Source organism: Mammaliicoccus sp. P-M58, assembly GCF_022386165.1.
Classification (GTDB): Bacteria; Bacillota; Bacilli; order Staphylococcales; family Staphylococcaceae; genus Mammaliicoccus; species Mammaliicoccus sciuri.
Genome location: NZ_JAJNJI010000007.1, coordinates 129,052 through 148,355, shown reverse-complemented (window position 1 = coordinate 148,355; position 19,304 = coordinate 129,052). Strand labels below are relative to the sequence as shown.

Sequence of the window (19,304 nt, the reverse complement as noted above, 5' to 3'; positions counted from 1 at the left end):
TAAGCTCTTTAGCGCCGATGGTAGTTGGGCTTACGTTCCGCGAGAGTAGGACGTTGCCGGGCAAATATTTATAAATGGATGCGATGAGCCGTACTCGAGACCTGTTAGGTCTCTTTTTTATGTTTAAATTTAGTTAAAATAAAGTAGAAGATAAAGGACATATACTGTACTTATTAAATAAATTTATATTATAGGATCTATAACTAAAAAAACATCTCATTTGTCTGCTTATAACAGGAAGAAATGAGATGTTTTAATGTGATTTCGTCTTATATTAGTAGTGAATAAAGCATTTTATTCTTATTAATATAGATGTATTTAGGGTCAAATTCGCTAACGTTCTTATAAAGTTGGTCTAAATCATTATGATCTTTAAGTTGAATACCTATAATAACAGAACCTGTATTTTGGCTCGATTTTTTTAAGTATTCAAATTTTGTAATATCATCATTTGGTCCAAGCACTTCGTTAACAAATTCTCTTAATGCACCTGGTCTTTGTGGGAAGTTAACAATAAAGTAATGTTTCATATCTTCAAATAAAAGTGAGCGTTCCTCAATTTCTTTCATTCGGTTAATATCATTGTTACCACCACTGACAATACAAATAACATTTTTACCTTTAATTTCATTTTTATAATGATTAAGTGCAGTGACGCTCAATGCACCAGCTGGTTCTGCAATAATGGCTTGTTTAGAGTACATATCTAGGATTGTACTACATACTTCACCTTCATCTACAGCAACAAAATCATCAACAACATTTTTAGAAATCTCGAATGTTAATTGTCCAACTTTTCCTACTGAAGCGCCATCTACAAATTTATCGATATCTGTTAATGTAACAATTTTATTAGCTTTAACAGATTGCGCCATACTACTTGCTCCAAGTGGTTCTACACCAATGACTTGAGTAGTAGGCATAGTATCTTTAAGATAAGTTCCTACTCCTGAAATTAAGCCACCGCCACCGATTGCAGCAAAGCAATAATCAAATTTAATATTTTCTTCTTCTGCATAATCTACTATTTCTTTAGCAATCGTACCTTGACCAGCAATTGTATTAATATTATCGAATGGATCAATAAAGCTTAATCCAAATTGTTCAGTATAATCTAACGCATGTTTTAAGCAATCATCAAACGTATCGCCAATTAATTCTATTTGTACAAATTCACCACCGAAAAATTTAACTTGATTAATTTTTTGAGCGGGTGTTGTTACTGGCATAAATATAACAGCTTTGATTTCGAGTTGTTTAGCCGTAAATGCGATACCTTGTGCATGATTACCTGCGCTCGCACAACTAACGCCATTTGCTCGTTCTTCGTCTGTTAACTGATTAATTGCATAGTACGCACCTCGTAATTTAAAGGAACGTACCCATTGCAAATCTTCTCTTTTTAAATATACATTACAGTCAAACTTCTGTGATAAATACATATCTTTTTCTAAAGGTGTTTGTTTAACTGTATCTTTTAATTTTAAAAATGCTTCTTCTATATCTTCAGCACTTAAACGTGTTTTTAAGGTCATTCTACCACTCCCAATTAGTTGTGCATTTTTTCATATTGGTTGATCTGTTCTTCATAAGTTAATGTAATAGCAATATCATCTAAACCGTTAACCAATTTATTTTTCCATGTAGCATCTATATCAAAATGATATTTTGCTTCAGGTGTGATAATGAGTTGGTCAGGTAAATCAATCGTTATTTCACTATGTTGCGCTATTGCTTCTCTGTCTTCTTTGTTTTCAATTACAATAGGTAACATACCATTTTTAGTACAGTTCATATAAAAAATATCACTGAAACTACCTGCTATAATGATTAAGAATCCAAAGTCTTTTAATGCCCAAGCTGCGTGTTCTCTTGATGAGCCACAACCAAAATTATCACCTGAAATGAGTATGCTTGCACCTTTGTATTCTGGTTTATTTAAGTTGAAATCTGGATTATCAGACCCATCTTCTAAATAACGCCATTCGTCGAATAAGAAGGGGCCAAAACCAGTTTTAGAAATTCTTTTCAAAAAAGCTTTTGGAATAATTTGATCCGTATCAATATTATCATTGAGTAGGGGAACTGTTTTACCATTAAAAATATTAATTGGTTCCATTTAAATGACCACCTTTCTTGTATCTACAAATCTTCCGTTAATAGCTGCAGCTGCTGCCATTGCAGGAGATACGAGATGCGTTCTTGCACCTTTACCTTGACGACCTTCAAAGTTACGGTTACTTGTTGAAGCACAGTGAACACCGTTAGGAACTTGGTCAGGGTTCATTCCTAGACACATTGAACATCCAGGTTCACGCCAATCAAATCCTGCTTCTTTGAAAATTTTATCTAAACCAAGCGCTTCTGCTTGAAGTTTAACACTTCTAGAGCCTGGAACGACTATTGCAGTAATGTCTTGATGGACTTTATGACCATCTACAATTTTACTTGCTTCAATAAGATCTGAAAGTCTTGCATTTGTACAAGAACCAAGGAAAACATAACCTAGAGGAATATCTCTAGCAGTTTGACCTGGTTGAAGGCCCATGTAATTATAGGCTCTTTCATCATTTAAATCCTTAATTTCTGGGAATGGTGTATTAAAACTAACACCCATTTCAGGACTTGTACCCCAAGTGACTTGTGGTTCAAGGTCACTTACGTCCACAGTAATCACTTTATCGTAAGTAGCATCTTCGTCTGAATATAACGTCTTCCAATCTTCAATAGCTGCTTCAAAATTCTCTGGTTGATATTTACGTCCTCTTACATATTCAAAAGTTGTTTCATCTGGCTTCATCATGCCATATTTAGCACCAGCTTCGATAGCCATATTACAAATTGTCATTCGCTCATCCATTGTCATATTAGAAATAGCTTCACCAGCGAATTCTAAAGCGTAACCAGTACCAAAATCAACACCGTGTTGATTGATTAAGTATAGGATAATATCTTTAGCATAAACACCAGTTGGCAATGTACCATCAACTTGAATTTTCAAGTTCTTTGGTTTAGTTTGCCATAGTGTTTGAGTTGCAAAAACATGTTCTACTTCACTTGTACCTATACCAAAAGCAATAGCTCCAAATGCACCATGCGTTGCAGTATGTGAATCTCCACATACGATAGTTTTACCTGGTTGTGTTAATCCTGTTTCTGGGCCAACCATATGCACGATACCTTGTTCATCTGAACCCATATCAAATAACTTTACACCAAATGCTTCACAGTTTTTTTGCAAAGCACTAATTTGTTTATTAGCAATTTCATCTCTAATATTGAATATATCAATTGTAGGTACATTATGATCTAATGTTCCAAACGTTCGATCGGGACGTCTTACTTTCCTATTTTGTAATCTTAAGCCTTCGAATGCTTGAGGAGATGTAACTTCATGAATAAGGTGTAAGTCGATGTATAATAATTGGGGTTCACCTTCTTTACCAGCTATTATATGTCGATTCCATACTTTATCAAATAATGTTTGAGACATGTCGTTTTCCTCCTTCTAAATATTATTTTTGATTGCTTCGAAGACTTCAGATGTACTGTTATTTCCACCTAAATCTTTAGTTGCAATACCTTTCTTGATTGTGCTAAATACGATATCTTCTAAATACTGAGCGCATTCAGGTTGATGTAAACTTTCTCTAATACACATTGCTAATGATAGTAACATACCACTTGGGTTTGCTTTATTTTGACCAGCTATATCAGGTGCAGAACCATGTATTGGTTCATATAAACTTGGTCCATTCTCACCAAAACTTGCAGAAGGTGAAAGGCCAAGTGAGCCTGGAATAACTGAAGCTTCATCACTTAGAATATCTCCAAATAAATTTTCAGTTACAATAACATCAAACTGTTTAGGATTTGTAATTAAATGCATGCTACATGCGTCTACTAAGAGATGATTAAGTGTGACATCTGGATATTCTTTAGAAACTTGTTCTAATGTTTGTCTCCAAAGTTTTGAAGAGCTTAGTACATTTTCTTTATCTACTGATGTAACGATTTTATTTCGTTTAGTAGCTAACTGAAATGCAACGTGTGCGATTCTTGTAATTTCTTCTTTAGTATATGCAAGTGTGTCAATTGCTTTTTCATCATCAAAATATTTTGGTTCTCCAAAATACAAACCACCCGTTAATTCACGTACGATAATAAAATCAGTACCTTTGACGAGTTCTTCTTTTAATGGTGATAAATGAGCAGTTGATTCAGTAACAATTGTTGGTCTAATATTAGCAAATAATTTCAATGCTTTTCTAATACCTAATAGGCCATGTTCTGGTCTATTTTTTGGATCAGTCCATTTAGGACCACCAACGGCTCCTAATAATATTGCATCACTGTTTTGACAAGCAGTTAAAGTTTCTGGAGGTAAAGGCTCGCCATATTTATCGATGGCGATACCTCCAAAATCTTTAGTGTCTATTTCATAATCAAAATTAAATTTCTTTGATAATAATTCTAGTATTTCAATACTACCTTCTAAAATTTCTGGACCGATTCCATCACCGGGTAGGGCAGTGATTTTGTATGTCATGACTTTACGCCTTCTTTCAATTTGTTCTCACTGTGTTTAGCATGTGCTTCAACATATGCCTTACAAGAAGCATATAGAATATCGTAGTCAATACCGATACCTGTGTATACTTCATCTTCAAATTCTACTTGTACGTGTACTTCAGCTTGAGCATCCGTACCTTCTGTAATAGACTCAATTCGATATTGTTGTAATTCAGGTGTGTATTCAAAAATTCTATCAATCGCATTATAAATGGATGTAATTGAACCTGAACCTATAGATGAGTCTTTATAAGTATTTCCTTCTTTATCTTCAATAACGACAACAGCGCTTTGTAAGCCATTTGATACAAATTGAAGTTGAAGTGCATTTACTTTATAGTATGCATTTTCTTCATGTTCACTACCTTGAAGGATAGCGTGTATATCTCGATCAGTTACTTGTTTTTTCTTATCTGCAACTGATTTAAATTGTTTAAATACTTCTACTTGTTCATCTGGTGAGAGGTTATATCCAAGTTCAATTAGTTTTTCACTAAATGCATGTTTACCAGATAGCTTACCAAGTGGTAATGAATTTTTAACAACTCCGACAAGTTGAGGTGTCATAATTTCATAAGTTTCAGGGTTTTTCAAAATACCATCTTGATGAATACCAGATTCATGACTGAAAGCATTTTGACCAACAATCGCTTTGTTTCTAGGGACTCGAAGACCTGAATATCTACTTACCATGTCACTTGTGTTTTTAGTTTCGGCAAGATTGATATTAGTAGATAGGTTGTAATGATCTTGTCTAACGTGTAGTGCAAGTGCAATTTCTTCAAGAGCAGTATTACCAGCACGTTCACCGATACCATTAATTGCACCTTCAACTCTTCGTGCACCATTTTCAAAAGCAGATAGGGCATTTGCTACAGCAAGACCTAAATCATCATGGCAATGAGAACTATATATCACTTCATGATCACTTTGAATTGTTTGAATAAGTGTCTTAAAGATTTGACCATATTCTGTAGGATAAGAATAACCAACCGTATCTGGAATATTGATAATATCTGCACCAGCATCAACTGCTGTTTGTACTGCTTTGATTAAAAATGGTAAAGGTGTTCTTGTAGCATCTTCAGGTGAAAATTGAACTTTTTCAAATAATGTTTTTGCATAAGTTACATTTTCTGATATAGATGCTAATACTTGTTCTTCAGTCATTTTCAATTTATATTCCAAGTGGATAGGGCTAGTTGCTAAGAAAACATGAATTTGTCTATGTTGTGCTTCTTTTGTTGATTCATGTACAGCATCGATATCTGACTTTTTACATCTAGCTAATCCGCAAACTGCAGTTGTTGTTAATGCTTTAGCAATACTTTCTACTGATTTAAAACTACCTTCACTAGAAGCGGGGAAGCCTGCTTCTATTACATCGACTCCCCATTTTTCTAGTTGTATAGCAATTTTGAGGCGTTCATCAAATGAAAAGCTGACGCCTGGTGTTTGTTCTCCATCTCTTAGTGTTGTATCAAATATTTGAATATGGTCTGACATAATAATCCTCTCCTTAAATTCTAGTACTTTTATTTAGTTTGAATACTTTTAGCTTTAACGAATGGCATCATGTCACGTAATTCTCTACCAACTGATTCGATTTGATGTCCTTGTTGTTCTTTACGCATTCTTAGGAATTCTTCAAAGCCATTTTCGTTATCTTTAATGAAGCGATCACTGAAAGCTCCTGTTTGAATATCTTTAAGTACTTCTTTCATATTATCTTTAACATCAGGTGTGATAACACGTTCACCAGATACATAATCACCAAATTCTGCAGTGTTTGAAATAGAATAACGCATGTTTTCCATTCCGCCTTCATACATTAAATCAACGATTAATTTCATTTCATGTAATACTTCGAAGTAAGCAATTTCTGGTTGATAGCCAGCTTCAACTAATGTTTCGAAACCTGATTGGATAAGTTTCGTTACACCACCGCAAAGTACTGCTTGTTCACCGAATAAATCAGTTTCAGTTTCTTCTTCAAAGCTTGTACCGATAACACCAGCTCTAGTAGCTCCAATACCTTTTGCATAACTTAATGCTAATTGAGTTGCTTTGCCTGTAGCATCTTGGTATACAGCGTATAGTGCAGGTACAGCACTTCCTTCAGTAAATGTACGTCTAACTAGGTGACCTGGTCCTTTTGGAGCAACTAAGAATACATCTACGTTTGCTGGTGGTTGAATAACTTTAAAGTGAATATTAAATCCATGAGCAAATACTAAAGCATTTCCTTCATCTAAGTTAGGTTCAATTTCTTCTTTATAAACTTGTCCTTGAATTTCATCTGGTAATAGAATCATTACAACGTCAGATTGTTTTACAGCTTCATCTACTGGATATACTTCAAAGCCATCTTCTTTAGCTTGATCAAATGATTTACCTGGACGAATACCAATTACAACATCATAACCGTTATCTTTTAAGTTCTGAGCATGTGCATGTCCTTGTGAACCATATCCAACTACTGTGATTTTCTTACCTTGTAATGCGTCCTCTGTTACCGTGTTGTCATAAAATACTTTAGTCATAATAAATGCCTCCATTAATTTGTTTTATTTTGTATTATAGTAATCCTGCAGAACCTGTTCGTGACACTTGTGTCACAGGATATATTTTTAAATCATCCAATAGATTTTCTATTGTTTGATGGGTTCCAATTGCTTGAATATAAATATAATCTTCTAAATCTTTTAAAATGGTTAATTGACCTTCATAAGGCTTAATGATTTTTTCGAACGTTTGATAATCGTCAGGATGACCTAACTTGATTAAAATAAGCTCTCTATTAAATAGGTTGTTATCTGTAATATCTAGGGCAGATATTACATTTACTTGCTTTTCTAACTGCTTAATAATTGTTTCTGTACTACTTTCATCTGAAACATCCACAATAAATGTAATATTTGTGATGCCCTCTGTTTCAGTAGGCGTTGCAGAAAGAGAAACAATGTTGTATTGTCTCCTTACAAAAATGCTTGTAAGTCGGTTGAGTGTACCCGCTCTATCGAGTACTTGAGTCTTAATTGTTCTTTTCATTATTCAACGCCCTCCATTTTGTAGTTTGGTTGTCCACTTGGAACCATAGGAAGTACTGGTTCAGAAGGGGAAATTCTAATTTCGATTAACGCTGGGCCTTTATGAGCGAATGCTTCATCAAGTGTAGATTCTAATTTATCGTTAGAATCGATCATGAAACCTTTAACACCATAGCTTTCAGAAAGCTTCATAAAGTCAGGTTGCCCAGCAAATACTGAATGAGAAAAACGTTGGCTATAAAATTTATCTTGCCATTGTTTAACCATACCTAAAGCACCATTATTGATTAGTACGATTTTGATATCATTATCAAATTCATTTAAAATGGCCATTTCTTGGTTAGTCATTTGGAAGCCACCGTCACCAACAAATGCAACTACTGTCTTTTCTGGGTGTGCAAACTTGGCACCCATTGCAGCTGGGATACCGAAGCCCATTGTTCCTAGACCACCGCTTGTAATAATTTGACCATGTGTTTTAAATGGATAATATTGTGCAACCCACATTTGATGTTGTCCAACATCTGTAGCAACAAGTGCATCTCCGTTTGTAATCTTTCCGATATACTCAATTGCTTGTTGTGGCTTAATAAAGTCATCAGATGGTTTGTCGTATCTAAATGGATATGTTGCTTTATTAGATAGACAATGTTCATACCATTCATGATGGATAAGCTCATGTGCTTCATATTCTAAAAGTGCTTCTAATGTTTGTTTTGCATCGGCAATAATACCTAAATCTGTAGGGATGATTTTGTTAATCTCACATGGATCGATATCTACATGAATAACTTTAGCGTATTTCGCAAAATCATCTGGGTTACTTGCTAGACGATCATCAAATCGACTTCCAAAGTTAATTAACAAATCACATTCCGTTAATGCCATGTTACTTGCATATGATCCATGCATACCGCCCATTCCTAAGAATAATGGGTCAGAGTAGGGAATAGAACCTAATCCTAGCAAAGTGTTTACAACAGGAATTTTGTATTTATTAGCAAATGCTGTAAGTTCCTTTGAAGCTTCAGCGTGGTTCACACCAGCCCCAGCAAGAATAATTGGCTTCTTTGCTAAACGAATCATTTGGATAAGTTGTTCAATCTCTTTATCTTCTGGCGTTAAGTTTACGTGATATCCAGGTAAATTGAGTTCTCTTGGTGATACTTCAACTGTTTCTAGAACACCGATATCTTTAGGAAAATCAATGACAACCGGACCTTTACGACCAGTTGAAGCAATATGAAATGCTTCATCAATAATCTTTGGAATATCTTTTACATCAGTAATTTGATAATTATGCTTTGTAATAGGTGTTGTCATAGAGAGTAAATCAGCTTCTTGGAAAGCATCTTTACCAATACCTGGTCTGTGAACTTGTCCTGTAAGTACAACAAGTGGAATTGAGTCACTCATAGCATCAGCTATTCCAGTAATCGTATTTGTTGCACCAGGTCCGCTTGTAACGACTACAACACCAGGTTTACCAGTAACTCTTGCATATCCTTCAGCTGCGTGAACTGCACCTTGCTCGTGTCTCGTAAGAATATGAGGCACTTTACCTTCATAAAAGGCATCATATAAAGGTAAGACAGCGCCGCCAGGATATCCAAAGATGTAATCGACTTCTTGATCGATAAAGGATTGGACAAGTAATTCTGCCCCCGTGTAAGTTATTGTCTTTTCTTTAGTTGCTTCATCTGGTTCTTTGTATGATTTAGTAGTTAGTGCCATGCAAATCACTCCTTAAATTAGTTCGTCCGGTACTTTCAAGATGCCTCCTGTATTTGCACTTGTTACAAGGGCAGTGTATCTTGCAAGATAACCAGTCTTAACTTTAGCTTTAAATGGTTCAATGTTTTGTTTTCTAGCATGTAATTCTGCTTCAGAAACATTTACATCTAATGTACGGTTTGTTAAATCGATGATGATTTCATCACCGTCTTGGATGAGTCCGATAGGTCCACCCGCGGCAGCTTCTGGTGAAATATGTCCGACAGCGATACCTCTTGTAGCACCTGAGAATCGACCATCTGTAATTAATGCAACATCTTTACCTAAACCTCTACCGACGATAGATGAAGTAGGTGCTAACATTTCTGGCATTCCAGGTCCACCTTTAGGACCTTCATAACGAATGACAACAACGTGTCCTTCTCTAACAGTGTGGTTATCAATTGCTTCAACCGCTTCATCATGTGAACTAAAGCAAATCGCTTTACCAACAAATTTCTTGATTGATGGATCAACACCACCAACTTTAATAGCAGCACCATCTGGCGCGATATTTCCAAATAACATTGATAAACCACCAGTTTCAGAGAATGGATTATCTCTTGTATGGATAACATCTGTATTTTTAATTTCACGATGTTCGTTATTTTCTCTTAATGTTTTGCCTGTAACTGTAATACGGTCAGGATGTAAAACATTATCGAGTTTGAGTAATTCACCGATGATAGCTGGTACACCGCCTGCTTCATGTACGTCATGCATAGAATATGAAGAACTTGGTGCAATTTTAGATAGGTAAGGTGTGCGTTTAGCAATTTCATTTACTCTATTTAAGTCATAATCGATACCTGCTTCATTAGCTAAAGCTAAAGTATGAAGGACTGTATTTGTAGAACCACCCATTGCCATATCTAAAGCAAATGCATCATCAATTGCATCTTTAGTAATGATATCTTTAGGTTTAATATCTTTTTTGACTAAATCCATTAGTTTAAATGCAGCTTCTCTAATTAATTCTCTTCTTTCTTCTCCTACAGCAATTGCTGTTCCGTTATAAGGTAATGCTAATCCTAATACTTCCATTAAGCAGTTCATTGAATTTGCTGTAAACATCCCTGCACATGAACCACAAGTAGGGCATGCGTTCTTTTCCATATCTAAGAATTCTTCTTTTGTCATTGAACCACCTTTGAATGATCCAACTGCTTCAAACATCGAAGATAAAGTTAATGCTTTACCAGTTGCAGATAAACCAGCTTTCATTGGTCCACCTGAACAGAAGATTGCGGGTACGTTTGTTCTAACAGATGCTAATAACATACCAGGTGTAATCTTGTCACAGTTTGGCATGTAGAATACGCCGTCAAACCAGTGTGCGTTAATAACAGTTTCAGCTGCGTCAGCAATAACTTCTCTACTTGGTAATGAGTAGCGCATCCCGATGTGACCCATTGCTATACCATCGTCAACACCGATTGTATTGAATTCAAATGGAATACCACCTGCTTCTCTAATCGCTTCTTTTGCGATATCCGCCAATTCCCTTAAATGAACATGTCCTGGGACAATATCAATGTAAGAATTGCAAATCGCAATAAATGGTTTATTCATATCCGTTGGGCTCTTGATTTGTCCTGTTGCATGTAATAGGCTTCTTGCAGGTGCTTGGTGATCACCTTTTTTGATCATGTCACTTCTCATAATTACACTCCTCTAGAAAAATAAAAAAGCAACGTCCCAATAAATATGGGACGTTGCTTCGAGTCCCATTCAAGTAGAAATAGGACTTAAACCATACAGTAAATTGAAGCTTACTGTTGTTCGAGTCCTTCTGAGCGTAATAAAATCACTAATATGCTGTATTCGATTGTCGGTTTATTTGCCGTCATTGTGAAATTCATTACAACTCGTCCTTTCTTCTCAAATGTGAACCATATTTTTAGTTAAGATTTTTGAATAGTTAAAAAATTTATGTACTAAATTTAACGCATATCAGAATACATGTCAACAGAAGATTTAGATTTTTCTAAAAATTTAGATAATGTAAGCGCTTTACTGATAAATAAACCATTCATTACCCAATTAAATAAATATTTGTTATAATAGTTCAGTTAGTTTAAGTAAAGAAAAGGTAGGTGCCAAATTAGTGATTATTCAAGTTGACTCATTAGAAAAAACGCAGCAAATTGCTGAAAAATTAGCTCAAGTTGTAACTGAAAATGATATTATTTTGTTGAATGGAGATTTAGGAGCGGGTAAAACCACTTTTAGTCAATATTTCGGAAAGGCTTTAGGCGTTAAAAGAACCATTAATTCACCTACCTTTAATATAATAAAGTCCTACAAAGGAAGATTGCCTTTTCATCATATGGATTGTTATAGATTAGAAGATAGTGATGAAGACTTAGGATTTGATGAATACTTTAATGATAATGGTGTTACGATTATTGAATGGAGTGAATTCATTCAAGAATATTTACCAAAAGAGCGTTTAGAAATCAACATTAAGTATATAGACGCAGATAAAAGGGTGTTTGAAATAATTTCTAAAGGTGAACATTATAAACAGATAAAGGAAGTGCTAAATGATGACAACATTACTAATTGATACTTCTAATCAACCTTTAGCAGTAGCACTTGTTAAAGATGGAAATGTATTAATCAATTATCAGTCCAACATAAAAAAGAACCATTCAATGCAATTAATGCCTGTTATTGAATCATTAATGGATGAAGCGCAATTAACACCTCAATCATTATCTGAAATAGTGGTTTCTAATGGTCCAGGTTCATATACAGGATTAAGAATTGGTATTACAACAGCAAAGACGATGGCATATACTTTGGATATTCCATTATATGAAGTTTCATCTTTAAAGGCATTAGCAGCAACATATAACAACGAAAATGATTTTATTGTACCTTTATTTGATGCAAGAAGAGACCATGTATTTGCTGGTGTTTATCAATATAAAGATGATAAATTAGAAACTATCAAAGAAGATAGTTATATGTCTATTGAAGCATTGAATCAATTTTTAAAATCACAAAATCATCCATATATATTTATTGGTCACGATGCATTAAAGTTACAAGATAAGTTAGAAGGTAGAAGTCTTTCGAAATTACCTGATGCTTCAATAATGTATAACATAAAGGAACAACCGGTGTTAAATGTTCATGAACTAAAACCAAGATATCTAAAATTATCAGAGGCGGAACAAAATTGGAAAAACAATCAAACGAAGCATTAGAAATTAGAAAAATGTCAATTGAAGATGTCCCTCAAGTATATGAAATAGAACATCATAGTTTTACACAAAGTTCATGGTCTATAGACGCATTCTATCATGAGTTAGAGAAAAATGAATTTGCGCATTATTTTGTAGTATCTATTGGTGAAGAAATTATCGCATATTGCGGATTGTGGCTAGTCATAGATCAAGCACAAATTACGACTATTTCTGTTGCTGAGCAATATAGAGGTAATGGCATAGGTCAAATGCTATTAGAATATGCCATGACTTTTGCAAGTGCAACTTGTACGACGATGAGTTTAGAAGTAAGAGTGGATAATGAAGCAGCTAGACATGTTTATGAGAAAGCTGGCTTTACGTATGGTGGTGTTAGGAAAAATTATTATGGCGATGGAGAGGATGCTAAAGTGATGTGGGTGAGTTTAAAAAATGTCTGAATCTATTATATTAAGTATTGAAACGAGCTGTGATGAAACAGCAGCAAGTGTCATAAAAAACGGCAATGAAATTATCAGTAATGAAGTTGTTACACAAATGATGACGCATAAAAAATTTGGCGGTGTAGTACCAGAAGTAGCGAGTCGTCAACATGTTGAAGTTATGACAACAGTGATTGATGAAGCTTTAAAAAATGCAAATATGCAAATGGATGACATTGATGCAATAGCCGTAACAGAAGGTCCAGGATTAATTGGTGCTTTACTTGTCGGTGTTGCAAGTGCTAAAGCTTTAGCATTTAGTCATCAAAAGCCACTTATTCCAGTTCATCATATTGCAGGGCATATTTATGCTAATCATCTCGTTAAACCATTAGAATTTCCTTTAATTGCACTTATAGTTTCTGGTGGACATACAGAACTGATTTACATGAAAAATCATTTAGATTTTGAAGTTATAGGTGAAACGCGCGATGATGCAGTTGGTGAAGCATATGACAAAGTTGCTAGAACAATAGGTTTACCATATCCAGGAGGTCCCGAAGTTGATAGACTTGCACAAATCGGTCAAGACACTTTGAATTTTCCTAGAGTTTGGTTAGAAAAAGACAGCTATGATTTTAGTTTCAGTGGCTTGAAAAGTGCAGTTATTAATACATTGCATAATAAAAAGCAAAAAAATGAAGAAATCATAAAAGAAGATGTTGCGACTAGCTTCCAAAATAGTGTTGTTGAAGTACTTGTTGGCAAAACAATGGCTGCAGTTAAAGACTATGATGTTCAACATTTAATTGTGGCTGGTGGTGTAGCTGCGAATAAAGGTTTACGTCATGCACTAGAACAAAAATCAAATAAATTAGGAATAGATCTTAGTATTCCACCATTAAATTTATGTACAGATAATGCTGCTATGATAGGGTCAGTAGCTCATTTCTTATATGAAAATAATCGCTTTTCAAATATGAAATTAAACGGTAAAAGTTCACTAGATATTGAAGCATTTTAATATACAATAATTTGTAATATTGCACTATAGACGTTATACTCAATGTGATATAAAAAGATTGAGGAGGCGTTGTAAAGTGGAAGTAAATACTTATTTTAATTTTAAAAATAGTATTGAAGCATTAAAGTTCTACGAAGAAAAATTAGGTGCAACGGATATTATGAGAGTTCCGGGTAACCATGAAATGTTTAAAGATGCACCTGATGAATTTAAATTGCCCGAATCTTTTACAATGAACGCGAGTTTTAACTTATTAGGGAAGACATTTTTATGTAGTGACACTTGGCAAAATAAAGATATCAATAACGAAGGCGCTCAAGCATGTTTTCAGTTTAATTATAACGATGAAGAAGATAGAGCAGCTGTCATCGAATTGTTTAAGAAAGCAGAAGAAGCGGGTTGTAAAATTGATATGCCTTTAAACGAGGTAGAGTGGTCACCACTGTTTGGTTCATTCCAAGATCCATTTGGTATAACTTGGATGGTAAATGCATATACAGAATAGGAAAGGGAGCGGGACAGAAATCTAATTTGTATAAAAAGATTTCGTAGTCCCGCCCCAGCAAGGATGACTAGAGTTGAAAAAGGTTGGTACAAACGCATTTCAATCCAGTCATCTACTGCCAAGATACTACAAAAGACTGAGACATTACATTATGTCCCAGTCTTTTCTATTTACGTGCATATTTGCCTTCACTATTCGTATAGTCAGTATAATCTTTTATACGTTGATCATATTCTTCTTTAGTTATAATTTTATGTTTCAATAGTTCCTTAGCTTTCGTTGTATAATTTTCAATGTTAGATTGTTTCATAAATCATCATCCCTTCTGTAGCATACACAAGACCAATTAATCAATGAAATTTAACTCTAAGCACATCATTAACTTCAAAATAAAAGTAGAATTTATAACTAAAGTCTATAAACAAGAAAATTGGTTACATAAATTATAAGTCTAATTTGATATTAAATCTAGCCTAATTGATAAATATATTATTATTTTAGTTATTTCAACATTTAGAATTTAAAATATTTACAAAAATTACATGAAGGTCACGTATTCATCATAAAGTCAATACAGAACATTTGTACTTGTGCACAAGTTAACCACATTTTGTGGATAACATTAGTATAAGTTTTTAAATGATTGTGGATAAGATTCTTGGTTTAGATTGATTTTTTACATTTTACCTGTGTATAACTAGGATAACTTTGTGGATTACTTGAAAAATAAGACTTTTTGATGTGTATAAAGATGTGTTTAATTATTACAGAAAAAACGACTGAGGTGTAAAATTTACCTCAGTCGTTTTTTGTTAATTTAATTTACTTTCAAGTTCTTCCCATTTTTCCATGTTTTCTTCGAGCAAACGTTCTGCTTCAACTCGTAAGTTATTGATTTCATTGCTTTTTTCAATATCATTAAATATCTGTGGTAACGTAAGTTGATGCTCATAATCAGAGATTTGTTCTTCATATGTGGAAATATTATTTTCAATTTCTTCTAACTGTCTTTCAAGTTTACGTTTTTCTTTTTTTAGTTGTTTTTGATTTGCGTAATATTGATCGTCTTTAGGCGTTTCAGTAGATTGGATGTCTTCTTGTTCATAACGACTAATAGCTTCACGTTGTTCAAGTTTTTCTAAATAATATTGGTAATCGCCTCTAAATAATTCATTTCCATTTTGTGTGATGTGGAAAATACTATTTGCTAGTTCGTTAATAAAATAACGGTCATGTGATACAAAGAGTAGTGTACCTTCAAAATTTTGCAAAGCTTGTTCCAACATTTCTTTAGAATCGATATCTAAGTGGTTGGTAGGTTCATCTAATATGAGTACATTGTTTTTTTCTAACATGAGTAAAGCGAGTTGAAGTCTGGCTTTTTCCCCACCAGATAAATCATTAATGACTTTTTTTACTTCTTCTTGAGTAAATAAAAATCTACCTAAAATTGTTCGAATATCTTTCTCAGGCATATGTGAATATTGATTCCAAACATAGTCTAAGATTGTCATATTAGAAGTGAATTCTGCTTGTTTTTGGTCGTAATAACCAATTTGAATATTAGAACCATAAACAATATTACCGCCTAAAGCAGGTATTTTTTGAGCTATTGTTTTAATCAACGTAGATTTACCAATACCATTTGGACCAATTATCGCAATTCGATCATGTCGTTTAACTTCTAAGTTGATAGGTGGTGTAATGCTTTTAGAATAACCAATATCCAAATTTTGAACTTTAAGTACATCTTCACCAGTAGCTCTGTTTATTTCGAAATTGATTTGTGCACTTTTAGCATCAAGTCTTGGCTTTTCGATTCTTTCCATTCTTTCTAATACTTTACGACGACTTTTTGCCATGCCACTTGTCGAAGCACGTGTAATATTTTTTTCGACAAACGTTTCTAACTTTTTAATTTCACTTTGTTGTCTTTCATATTCAGCCATGACTTTTTCGTAATGTGCATCTCGTTCTTTTAAGAATTTACTATAATTACCGACATACTTTTTAACAGAACCTAAAGCGACATCATAAACTTGATTGACTATTTTATCTAAGAAATATCTGTCATGACTGATGATAACGATCGCGCCTTTAAAGTGTGTTAAATAATTCTCTAGCCATTCAGTCGTTTCCATATCTAAATGGTTAGTAGGTTCATCGAGTAACAGTAAATCAGGCTCACTTAATAACATTTGAGCCATAGATAATCTTGTTTTTTGGCCACCGCTAAACGATTGAATTTGTCTATCAAAGTCAGATTCTTTAAAATCCAAACCTGTTAATACGGTCTTAATTTTACTTTCGTAATTATAGCCGTCCATTAATTCATATTGATTGGATAACGCTTCGTATTGTGACAATTTTTCTTTATATAAATCTTGTTCATACGCATCAGCATGAATACTTAACCAATCTGTTAAAGTATTCATTTTATCTTCAATATTGATAACGTCTTTAAATGGTTTTTTCATTTCATTCATAACAGTGTCATAAGAATCTAATGTCATTTGTTGAGTAAGGTATCCCATCGTCACTTGTTTACCTTTAGAAATATTTCCTTCATCATACGATTCAACACCAGCAATGATTTTCATTAATGTTGTTTTTCCCGCGCCATTTCTACCGACAATGGCGATTCTTTCACCGGTTTTTACTTCGAAATCTACATCAGAGAAAATAACTTCTCCATCATAAGATTTCTCTAATTTATTTATTTGTAAAAGTATCATGTTTACACCTCTCTATTAGTTATTATTTTACATGAAAACGAGAGATAATTGTATGTAAATCACATACAATATTTATATAGTTATTTTATGTGAAGTTTGTTATAATTAAGCCATTAGATGTGAACGCAATCACATTATTTTATATTGGAAAAGGTGAGGATTTTGGCAAAGAATGATGTGAAGATCCCTAAAGCAACTTTGAAACGTTTGCCTCTTTATTATAGATTTGTTAGCACATTGCATAATTCTGGCGTAGATCGTGTTTCATCGAAAGAATTAAGTGAAGGACTTAAAATTGATTCAGCTACCATTCGTCGAGATTTTTCGTATTTTGGTGAATTAGGTAAAAAGGGTTATGGTTACAATATTAGTTATTTACTTAAATTTTTTAGAACAACGCTTGAACAAGATGATATGACTAAAGTCGCAATCGTTGGTGTTGGTAATTTAGGTACTGCACTTGTGAATTATAACTTTACTGTTAATGATAGAATGCAAATTGTAGCTGCTTTTGATCAATCAGAAGATATCATTGGAAGTATGGTTGGTAAATTAACTGTGGATAGTATGGATGATTTTGAAAAGGTAGTTGAAGAAGTAGGTATACAAGTTGTAATATTAACAGTACCACAACAAGCAGCTCAAAAAGTTGCGGATCGTATAACATCTTCGGGTATTACTGGTATTTTGAATTTTACACCTCAAAGAATTAATGTACCTGAGAAAGTGCAGGTTCATCATATAGATTTAGGAATTGAATTACAATCTTTAATCTTCTTTATGAAGAATCAATAGGAGGGTATCAAATGGAAGCTTTAATGTTTATTAACACACTTGGTATTTCAGGACCAGTCAGTTTATTATTTATAGGGGTAGTTGCATTAATCATATTTGGACCAAAGAAATTACCACAATTCGGTAGAGCAATGGGTTCAACTTTGAAAGAATTTAAAGATGCGACTGATGGCATGACAAACTTTGATGAGAAGAAAAGCACTCCAGAAGATAGCAAAGATAAAGAAGTTAAATAGAATTTTATTTAACAGATGTTCCCATGTATGTGGCGGGTTTCCTGCCACATCTTTTTTAGATTGGAGGTAAGACGGTGGATAAAGACAATTTAACATTTGTCGAACACTTAGAAGAACTTCGTGGACGTATTATGATTATTGCATATTTCCTTGTTGGTGGTCTCATCGTTGGTTTTTTCGTAGCTAAACCAGTTATTTTTTATATAACAAATGATGACTTTACACAAACATTAGAACTCAATGCATTTAGAATAACGGATCCATTAACGATATACATAACAATGATAATTGTGATTGCATTTATCATAGTATCGCCTGTTATTTTATACGAATTATGGGCATTTATATCTCCAGGTTTACATCCGAAAGAACAAAAAGTGACATTAAGTTATATACCATTTAGTTTGATTTTATTTGTAGGTGGTTTATTATTCTCATACTTTGTGATTTTTCCGTATTTAATTTCATTCACAATGGGATTAGCTGATGATATGGGGATTAAGCAAACAATCGGGATTAAAGAGTACTTTAGTGAAATGTTTAAATTTACAATACCATTCGGTTTTGTCTTTCAATTACCAATTTTATTACTATTTTTAACGCGATTAGGTATCGTTACACCGATGTTTTTAAAGAAAAATAGAAAATATGCGTATTTTATTTTACTTGTTGTGGCTGCGTTAATCGCACCACCTGACTTTATGACACATATGTTGTTTACATTACCAATGATTTTACTTTATGAAATCAGTATTGTTATTTCAAAAATAGGCTATAAAAAATATTTAAAAGCAGAGCAAAAATTAATGGAAGAAGAACTGGGGATGGATCAAGAAGATAAAGAGCAGCTGTAGTTTAATGCTATAGCTGTTTTTTTATTGAATTGTCTGATATTTGTAATCAAATGTTAACTTGAATATGTTTTGTATATGATATATTATTATTCCTATCATTGTAATAGGAATAAGGAGTTGTTT

At 33.6% G+C, this 19,304-nt stretch carries 19 protein-coding genes; 8 read left to right on the top strand and 11 right to left on the bottom strand.

Features of this window, described 5'->3' with window-relative positions:
* Nucleotides 1–269: 269 nt before the first annotated feature.
* Genes ilvA through ilvD form a run of 9 tightly spaced genes read right to left on the bottom strand, consistent with a single transcriptional unit; the run spans nucleotide 270 to nucleotide 11,057 of the window.
* On the bottom strand, nucleotides 270–1,535 hold the full coding sequence (gene ilvA, locus LQ694_RS09735; RefSeq protein ID WP_058611199.1) for a threonine ammonia-lyase IlvA: 1,266 nt from the start codon (nucleotides 1,533–1,535) through the stop codon (nucleotides 270–272).
* Nucleotides 1,536–1,549: 14 nt separating this feature from the next.
* Nucleotides 1,550–2,119, bottom strand: a complete 570-nt coding sequence (gene leuD, locus LQ694_RS09730) for a 3-isopropylmalate dehydratase small subunit (RefSeq protein WP_058611198.1) — start codon at nucleotides 2,117–2,119, stop codon at nucleotides 1,550–1,552.
* Nucleotides 2,120–3,493 carry a 3-isopropylmalate dehydratase large subunit gene (gene leuC / locus LQ694_RS09725; RefSeq protein ID WP_048540583.1) on the bottom strand — a complete coding sequence of 458 codons (1,374 nt, stop codon included), beginning with the start codon at nucleotides 3,491–3,493 and terminating at the stop codon, nucleotides 2,120–2,122. It abuts the gene before it with no gap.
* A gap of 15 nt (nucleotides 3,494–3,508) precedes the next feature.
* The gene (gene leuB, locus LQ694_RS09720; protein ID WP_196968494.1) at nucleotides 3,509–4,549 is read right to left on the bottom strand and encodes a 3-isopropylmalate dehydrogenase; all 1,041 of its coding nucleotides are present in this window, start codon (nucleotides 4,547–4,549) and stop codon (nucleotides 3,509–3,511) included.
* Nucleotides 4,546–6,078 carry a 2-isopropylmalate synthase gene (locus tag LQ694_RS09715; RefSeq protein ID WP_196968495.1) on the bottom strand — a complete coding sequence of 511 codons (1,533 nt, stop codon included), beginning with the start codon at nucleotides 6,076–6,078 and terminating at the stop codon, nucleotides 4,546–4,548. The genes leuB and LQ694_RS09715 overlap by 4 nt, the downstream gene beginning before the upstream one ends.
* A gap of 29 nt (nucleotides 6,079–6,107) precedes the next feature.
* Nucleotides 6,108–7,115 carry a ketol-acid reductoisomerase gene (ilvC, locus tag LQ694_RS09710; protein ID WP_196968496.1) on the bottom strand — a complete coding sequence of 336 codons (1,008 nt, stop codon included), beginning with the start codon at nucleotides 7,113–7,115 and terminating at the stop codon, nucleotides 6,108–6,110.
* A 34-nt stretch (nucleotides 7,116–7,149) separates the two neighbouring features.
* Nucleotides 7,150–7,623, bottom strand: coding sequence for an acetolactate synthase small subunit (gene ilvN, locus LQ694_RS09705; RefSeq protein ID WP_025905048.1), 474 nt, complete (start codon nucleotides 7,621–7,623; stop codon nucleotides 7,150–7,152).
* Nucleotides 7,623–9,356 (bottom strand): biosynthetic-type acetolactate synthase large subunit, encoded by a 1,734-nt coding sequence (ilvB, locus tag LQ694_RS09700; protein ID WP_196968497.1) that lies wholly within the window; start codon nucleotides 9,354–9,356, stop codon nucleotides 7,623–7,625. The genes ilvN and ilvB overlap by 1 nt, the downstream gene beginning before the upstream one ends.
* A gap of 12 nt (nucleotides 9,357–9,368) precedes the next feature.
* Nucleotides 9,369–11,057 carry a dihydroxy-acid dehydratase gene (gene ilvD / locus LQ694_RS09695; protein ID WP_070369246.1) on the bottom strand — a complete coding sequence of 563 codons (1,689 nt, stop codon included), beginning with the start codon at nucleotides 11,055–11,057 and terminating at the stop codon, nucleotides 9,369–9,371.
* A 448-nt stretch (nucleotides 11,058–11,505) separates the two neighbouring features.
* Here ilvD and tsaE point away from each other — a divergent pair, with 448 nt between their 5' ends.
* The 5 genes from tsaE (at nucleotide 11,506) to LQ694_RS09670 (ending at nucleotide 14,561) form a co-directional block, all read left to right on the top strand.
* Nucleotides 11,506–11,964, top strand: a complete 459-nt coding sequence (gene tsaE, locus LQ694_RS09690; protein WP_048540698.1) for a tRNA (adenosine(37)-N6)-threonylcarbamoyltransferase complex ATPase subunit type 1 TsaE — start codon at nucleotides 11,506–11,508, stop codon at nucleotides 11,962–11,964.
* Complete coding sequence (gene tsaB / locus LQ694_RS09685) at nucleotides 11,945–12,610, top strand: tRNA (adenosine(37)-N6)-threonylcarbamoyltransferase complex dimerization subunit type 1 TsaB (RefSeq protein WP_196968498.1); 666 nt, start codon at nucleotides 11,945–11,947, stop codon at nucleotides 12,608–12,610. Before tsaE ends, tsaB begins: the two co-directional genes overlap by 20 nt.
* On the top strand, nucleotides 12,583–13,050 hold the full coding sequence (gene rimI / locus LQ694_RS09680) for a ribosomal protein S18-alanine N-acetyltransferase (protein WP_048540589.1): 468 nt from the start codon (nucleotides 12,583–12,585) through the stop codon (nucleotides 13,048–13,050). Before tsaB ends, rimI begins: the two co-directional genes overlap by 28 nt.
* Nucleotides 13,043–14,056 (top strand): tRNA (adenosine(37)-N6)-threonylcarbamoyltransferase complex transferase subunit TsaD, encoded by a 1,014-nt coding sequence (tsaD, locus tag LQ694_RS09675; protein WP_058611192.1) that lies wholly within the window; start codon nucleotides 13,043–13,045, stop codon nucleotides 14,054–14,056. The genes rimI and tsaD overlap by 8 nt, the downstream gene beginning before the upstream one ends.
* A 76-nt stretch (nucleotides 14,057–14,132) precedes the next feature.
* On the top strand, nucleotides 14,133–14,561 hold the full coding sequence (locus LQ694_RS09670; protein ID WP_058611191.1) for a VOC family protein: 429 nt from the start codon (nucleotides 14,133–14,135) through the stop codon (nucleotides 14,559–14,561).
* Nucleotides 14,562–14,727: 166 nt separating this feature from the next.
* Here the strand turns inward: LQ694_RS09670 and LQ694_RS09665 are convergent, their stop codons facing one another.
* Both LQ694_RS09665 and LQ694_RS09660 read right to left on the bottom strand, forming a co-directional pair.
* Nucleotides 14,728–14,871 carry a hypothetical protein gene (locus LQ694_RS09665; RefSeq protein WP_164961626.1) on the bottom strand — a complete coding sequence of 48 codons (144 nt, stop codon included), beginning with the start codon at nucleotides 14,869–14,871 and terminating at the stop codon, nucleotides 14,728–14,730.
* A 502-nt stretch (nucleotides 14,872–15,373) separates the two neighbouring features.
* Nucleotides 15,374–17,296, bottom strand: coding sequence for an ABC-F family ATP-binding cassette domain-containing protein (locus tag LQ694_RS09660; RefSeq protein ID WP_196968499.1), 1,923 nt, complete (start codon nucleotides 17,294–17,296; stop codon nucleotides 15,374–15,376).
* A 162-nt stretch (nucleotides 17,297–17,458) separates the two neighbouring features.
* Between LQ694_RS09660 and LQ694_RS09655 the strand changes: the two genes are divergently transcribed.
* The 3 genes from LQ694_RS09655 (at nucleotide 17,459) to tatC (ending at nucleotide 19,181) form a co-directional block, all read left to right on the top strand.
* Nucleotides 17,459–18,091 carry a redox-sensing transcriptional repressor Rex gene (locus tag LQ694_RS09655; protein ID WP_025905057.1) on the top strand — a complete coding sequence of 211 codons (633 nt, stop codon included), beginning with the start codon at nucleotides 17,459–17,461 and terminating at the stop codon, nucleotides 18,089–18,091.
* Nucleotides 18,092–18,102: 11 nt separating this feature from the next.
* On the top strand, nucleotides 18,103–18,327 hold the full coding sequence (locus tag LQ694_RS09650; RefSeq protein ID WP_048540593.1) for a twin-arginine translocase TatA/TatE family subunit: 225 nt from the start codon (nucleotides 18,103–18,105) through the stop codon (nucleotides 18,325–18,327).
* A gap of 74 nt (nucleotides 18,328–18,401) precedes the next feature.
* The gene (tatC, locus tag LQ694_RS09645; protein ID WP_058611189.1) at nucleotides 18,402–19,181 is read left to right on the top strand and encodes a twin-arginine translocase subunit TatC; all 780 of its coding nucleotides are present in this window, start codon (nucleotides 18,402–18,404) and stop codon (nucleotides 19,179–19,181) included.
* Nucleotides 19,182–19,304 lie beyond the last annotated feature (123 nt).

Bases quoted from the DNA above. Each gene is read 5' to 3' on its own strand.
- LQ694_RS09665 (WP_164961626.1), bottom strand. From the start codon at position 14,871: ATGAAACAATCTAACATTGAAAATTATACAACGAAAGCTAAGGAACTA.
- ilvA (WP_058611199.1), bottom strand. From the start codon at position 1,535: ATGACCTTAAAAACACGTTTAAGTGCTGAAGATATAGAAGAAGCATTT.
- LQ694_RS09650 (WP_048540593.1), top strand. From the start codon at position 18,103: ATGGAAGCTTTAATGTTTATTAACACACTTGGTATTTCAGGACCAGTC.
- LQ694_RS09660 (WP_196968499.1), bottom strand. From the start codon at position 17,296: ATGATACTTTTACAAATAAATAAATTAGAGAAATCTTATGATGGAGAA.
- leuD (WP_058611198.1), bottom strand. From the start codon at position 2,119: ATGGAACCAATTAATATTTTTAATGGTAAAACAGTTCCCCTACTCAAT.
- ilvD (WP_070369246.1), bottom strand. From the start codon at position 11,057: ATGAGAAGTGACATGATCAAAAAAGGTGATCACCAAGCACCTGCAAGA.
- leuC (WP_048540583.1), bottom strand. From the start codon at position 3,493: ATGTCTCAAACATTATTTGATAAAGTATGGAATCGACATATAATAGCT.
- LQ694_RS09715 (WP_196968495.1), bottom strand. From the start codon at position 6,078: ATGTCAGACCATATTCAAATATTTGATACAACACTAAGAGATGGAGAA.
- tsaD (WP_058611192.1), top strand. From the start codon at position 13,043: ATGTCTGAATCTATTATATTAAGTATTGAAACGAGCTGTGATGAAACA.
- ilvB (WP_196968497.1), bottom strand. From the start codon at position 9,356: ATGGCACTAACTACTAAATCATACAAAGAACCAGATGAAGCAACTAAA.
- ilvC (WP_196968496.1), bottom strand. From the start codon at position 7,115: ATGACTAAAGTATTTTATGACAACACGGTAACAGAGGACGCATTACAA.
- ilvN (WP_025905048.1), bottom strand. From the start codon at position 7,623: ATGAAAAGAACAATTAAGACTCAAGTACTCGATAGAGCGGGTACACTC.
- leuB (WP_196968494.1), bottom strand. From the start codon at position 4,549: ATGACATACAAAATCACTGCCCTACCCGGTGATGGAATCGGTCCAGAA.
- tsaB (WP_196968498.1), top strand. From the start codon at position 11,945: ATGACAACATTACTAATTGATACTTCTAATCAACCTTTAGCAGTAGCA.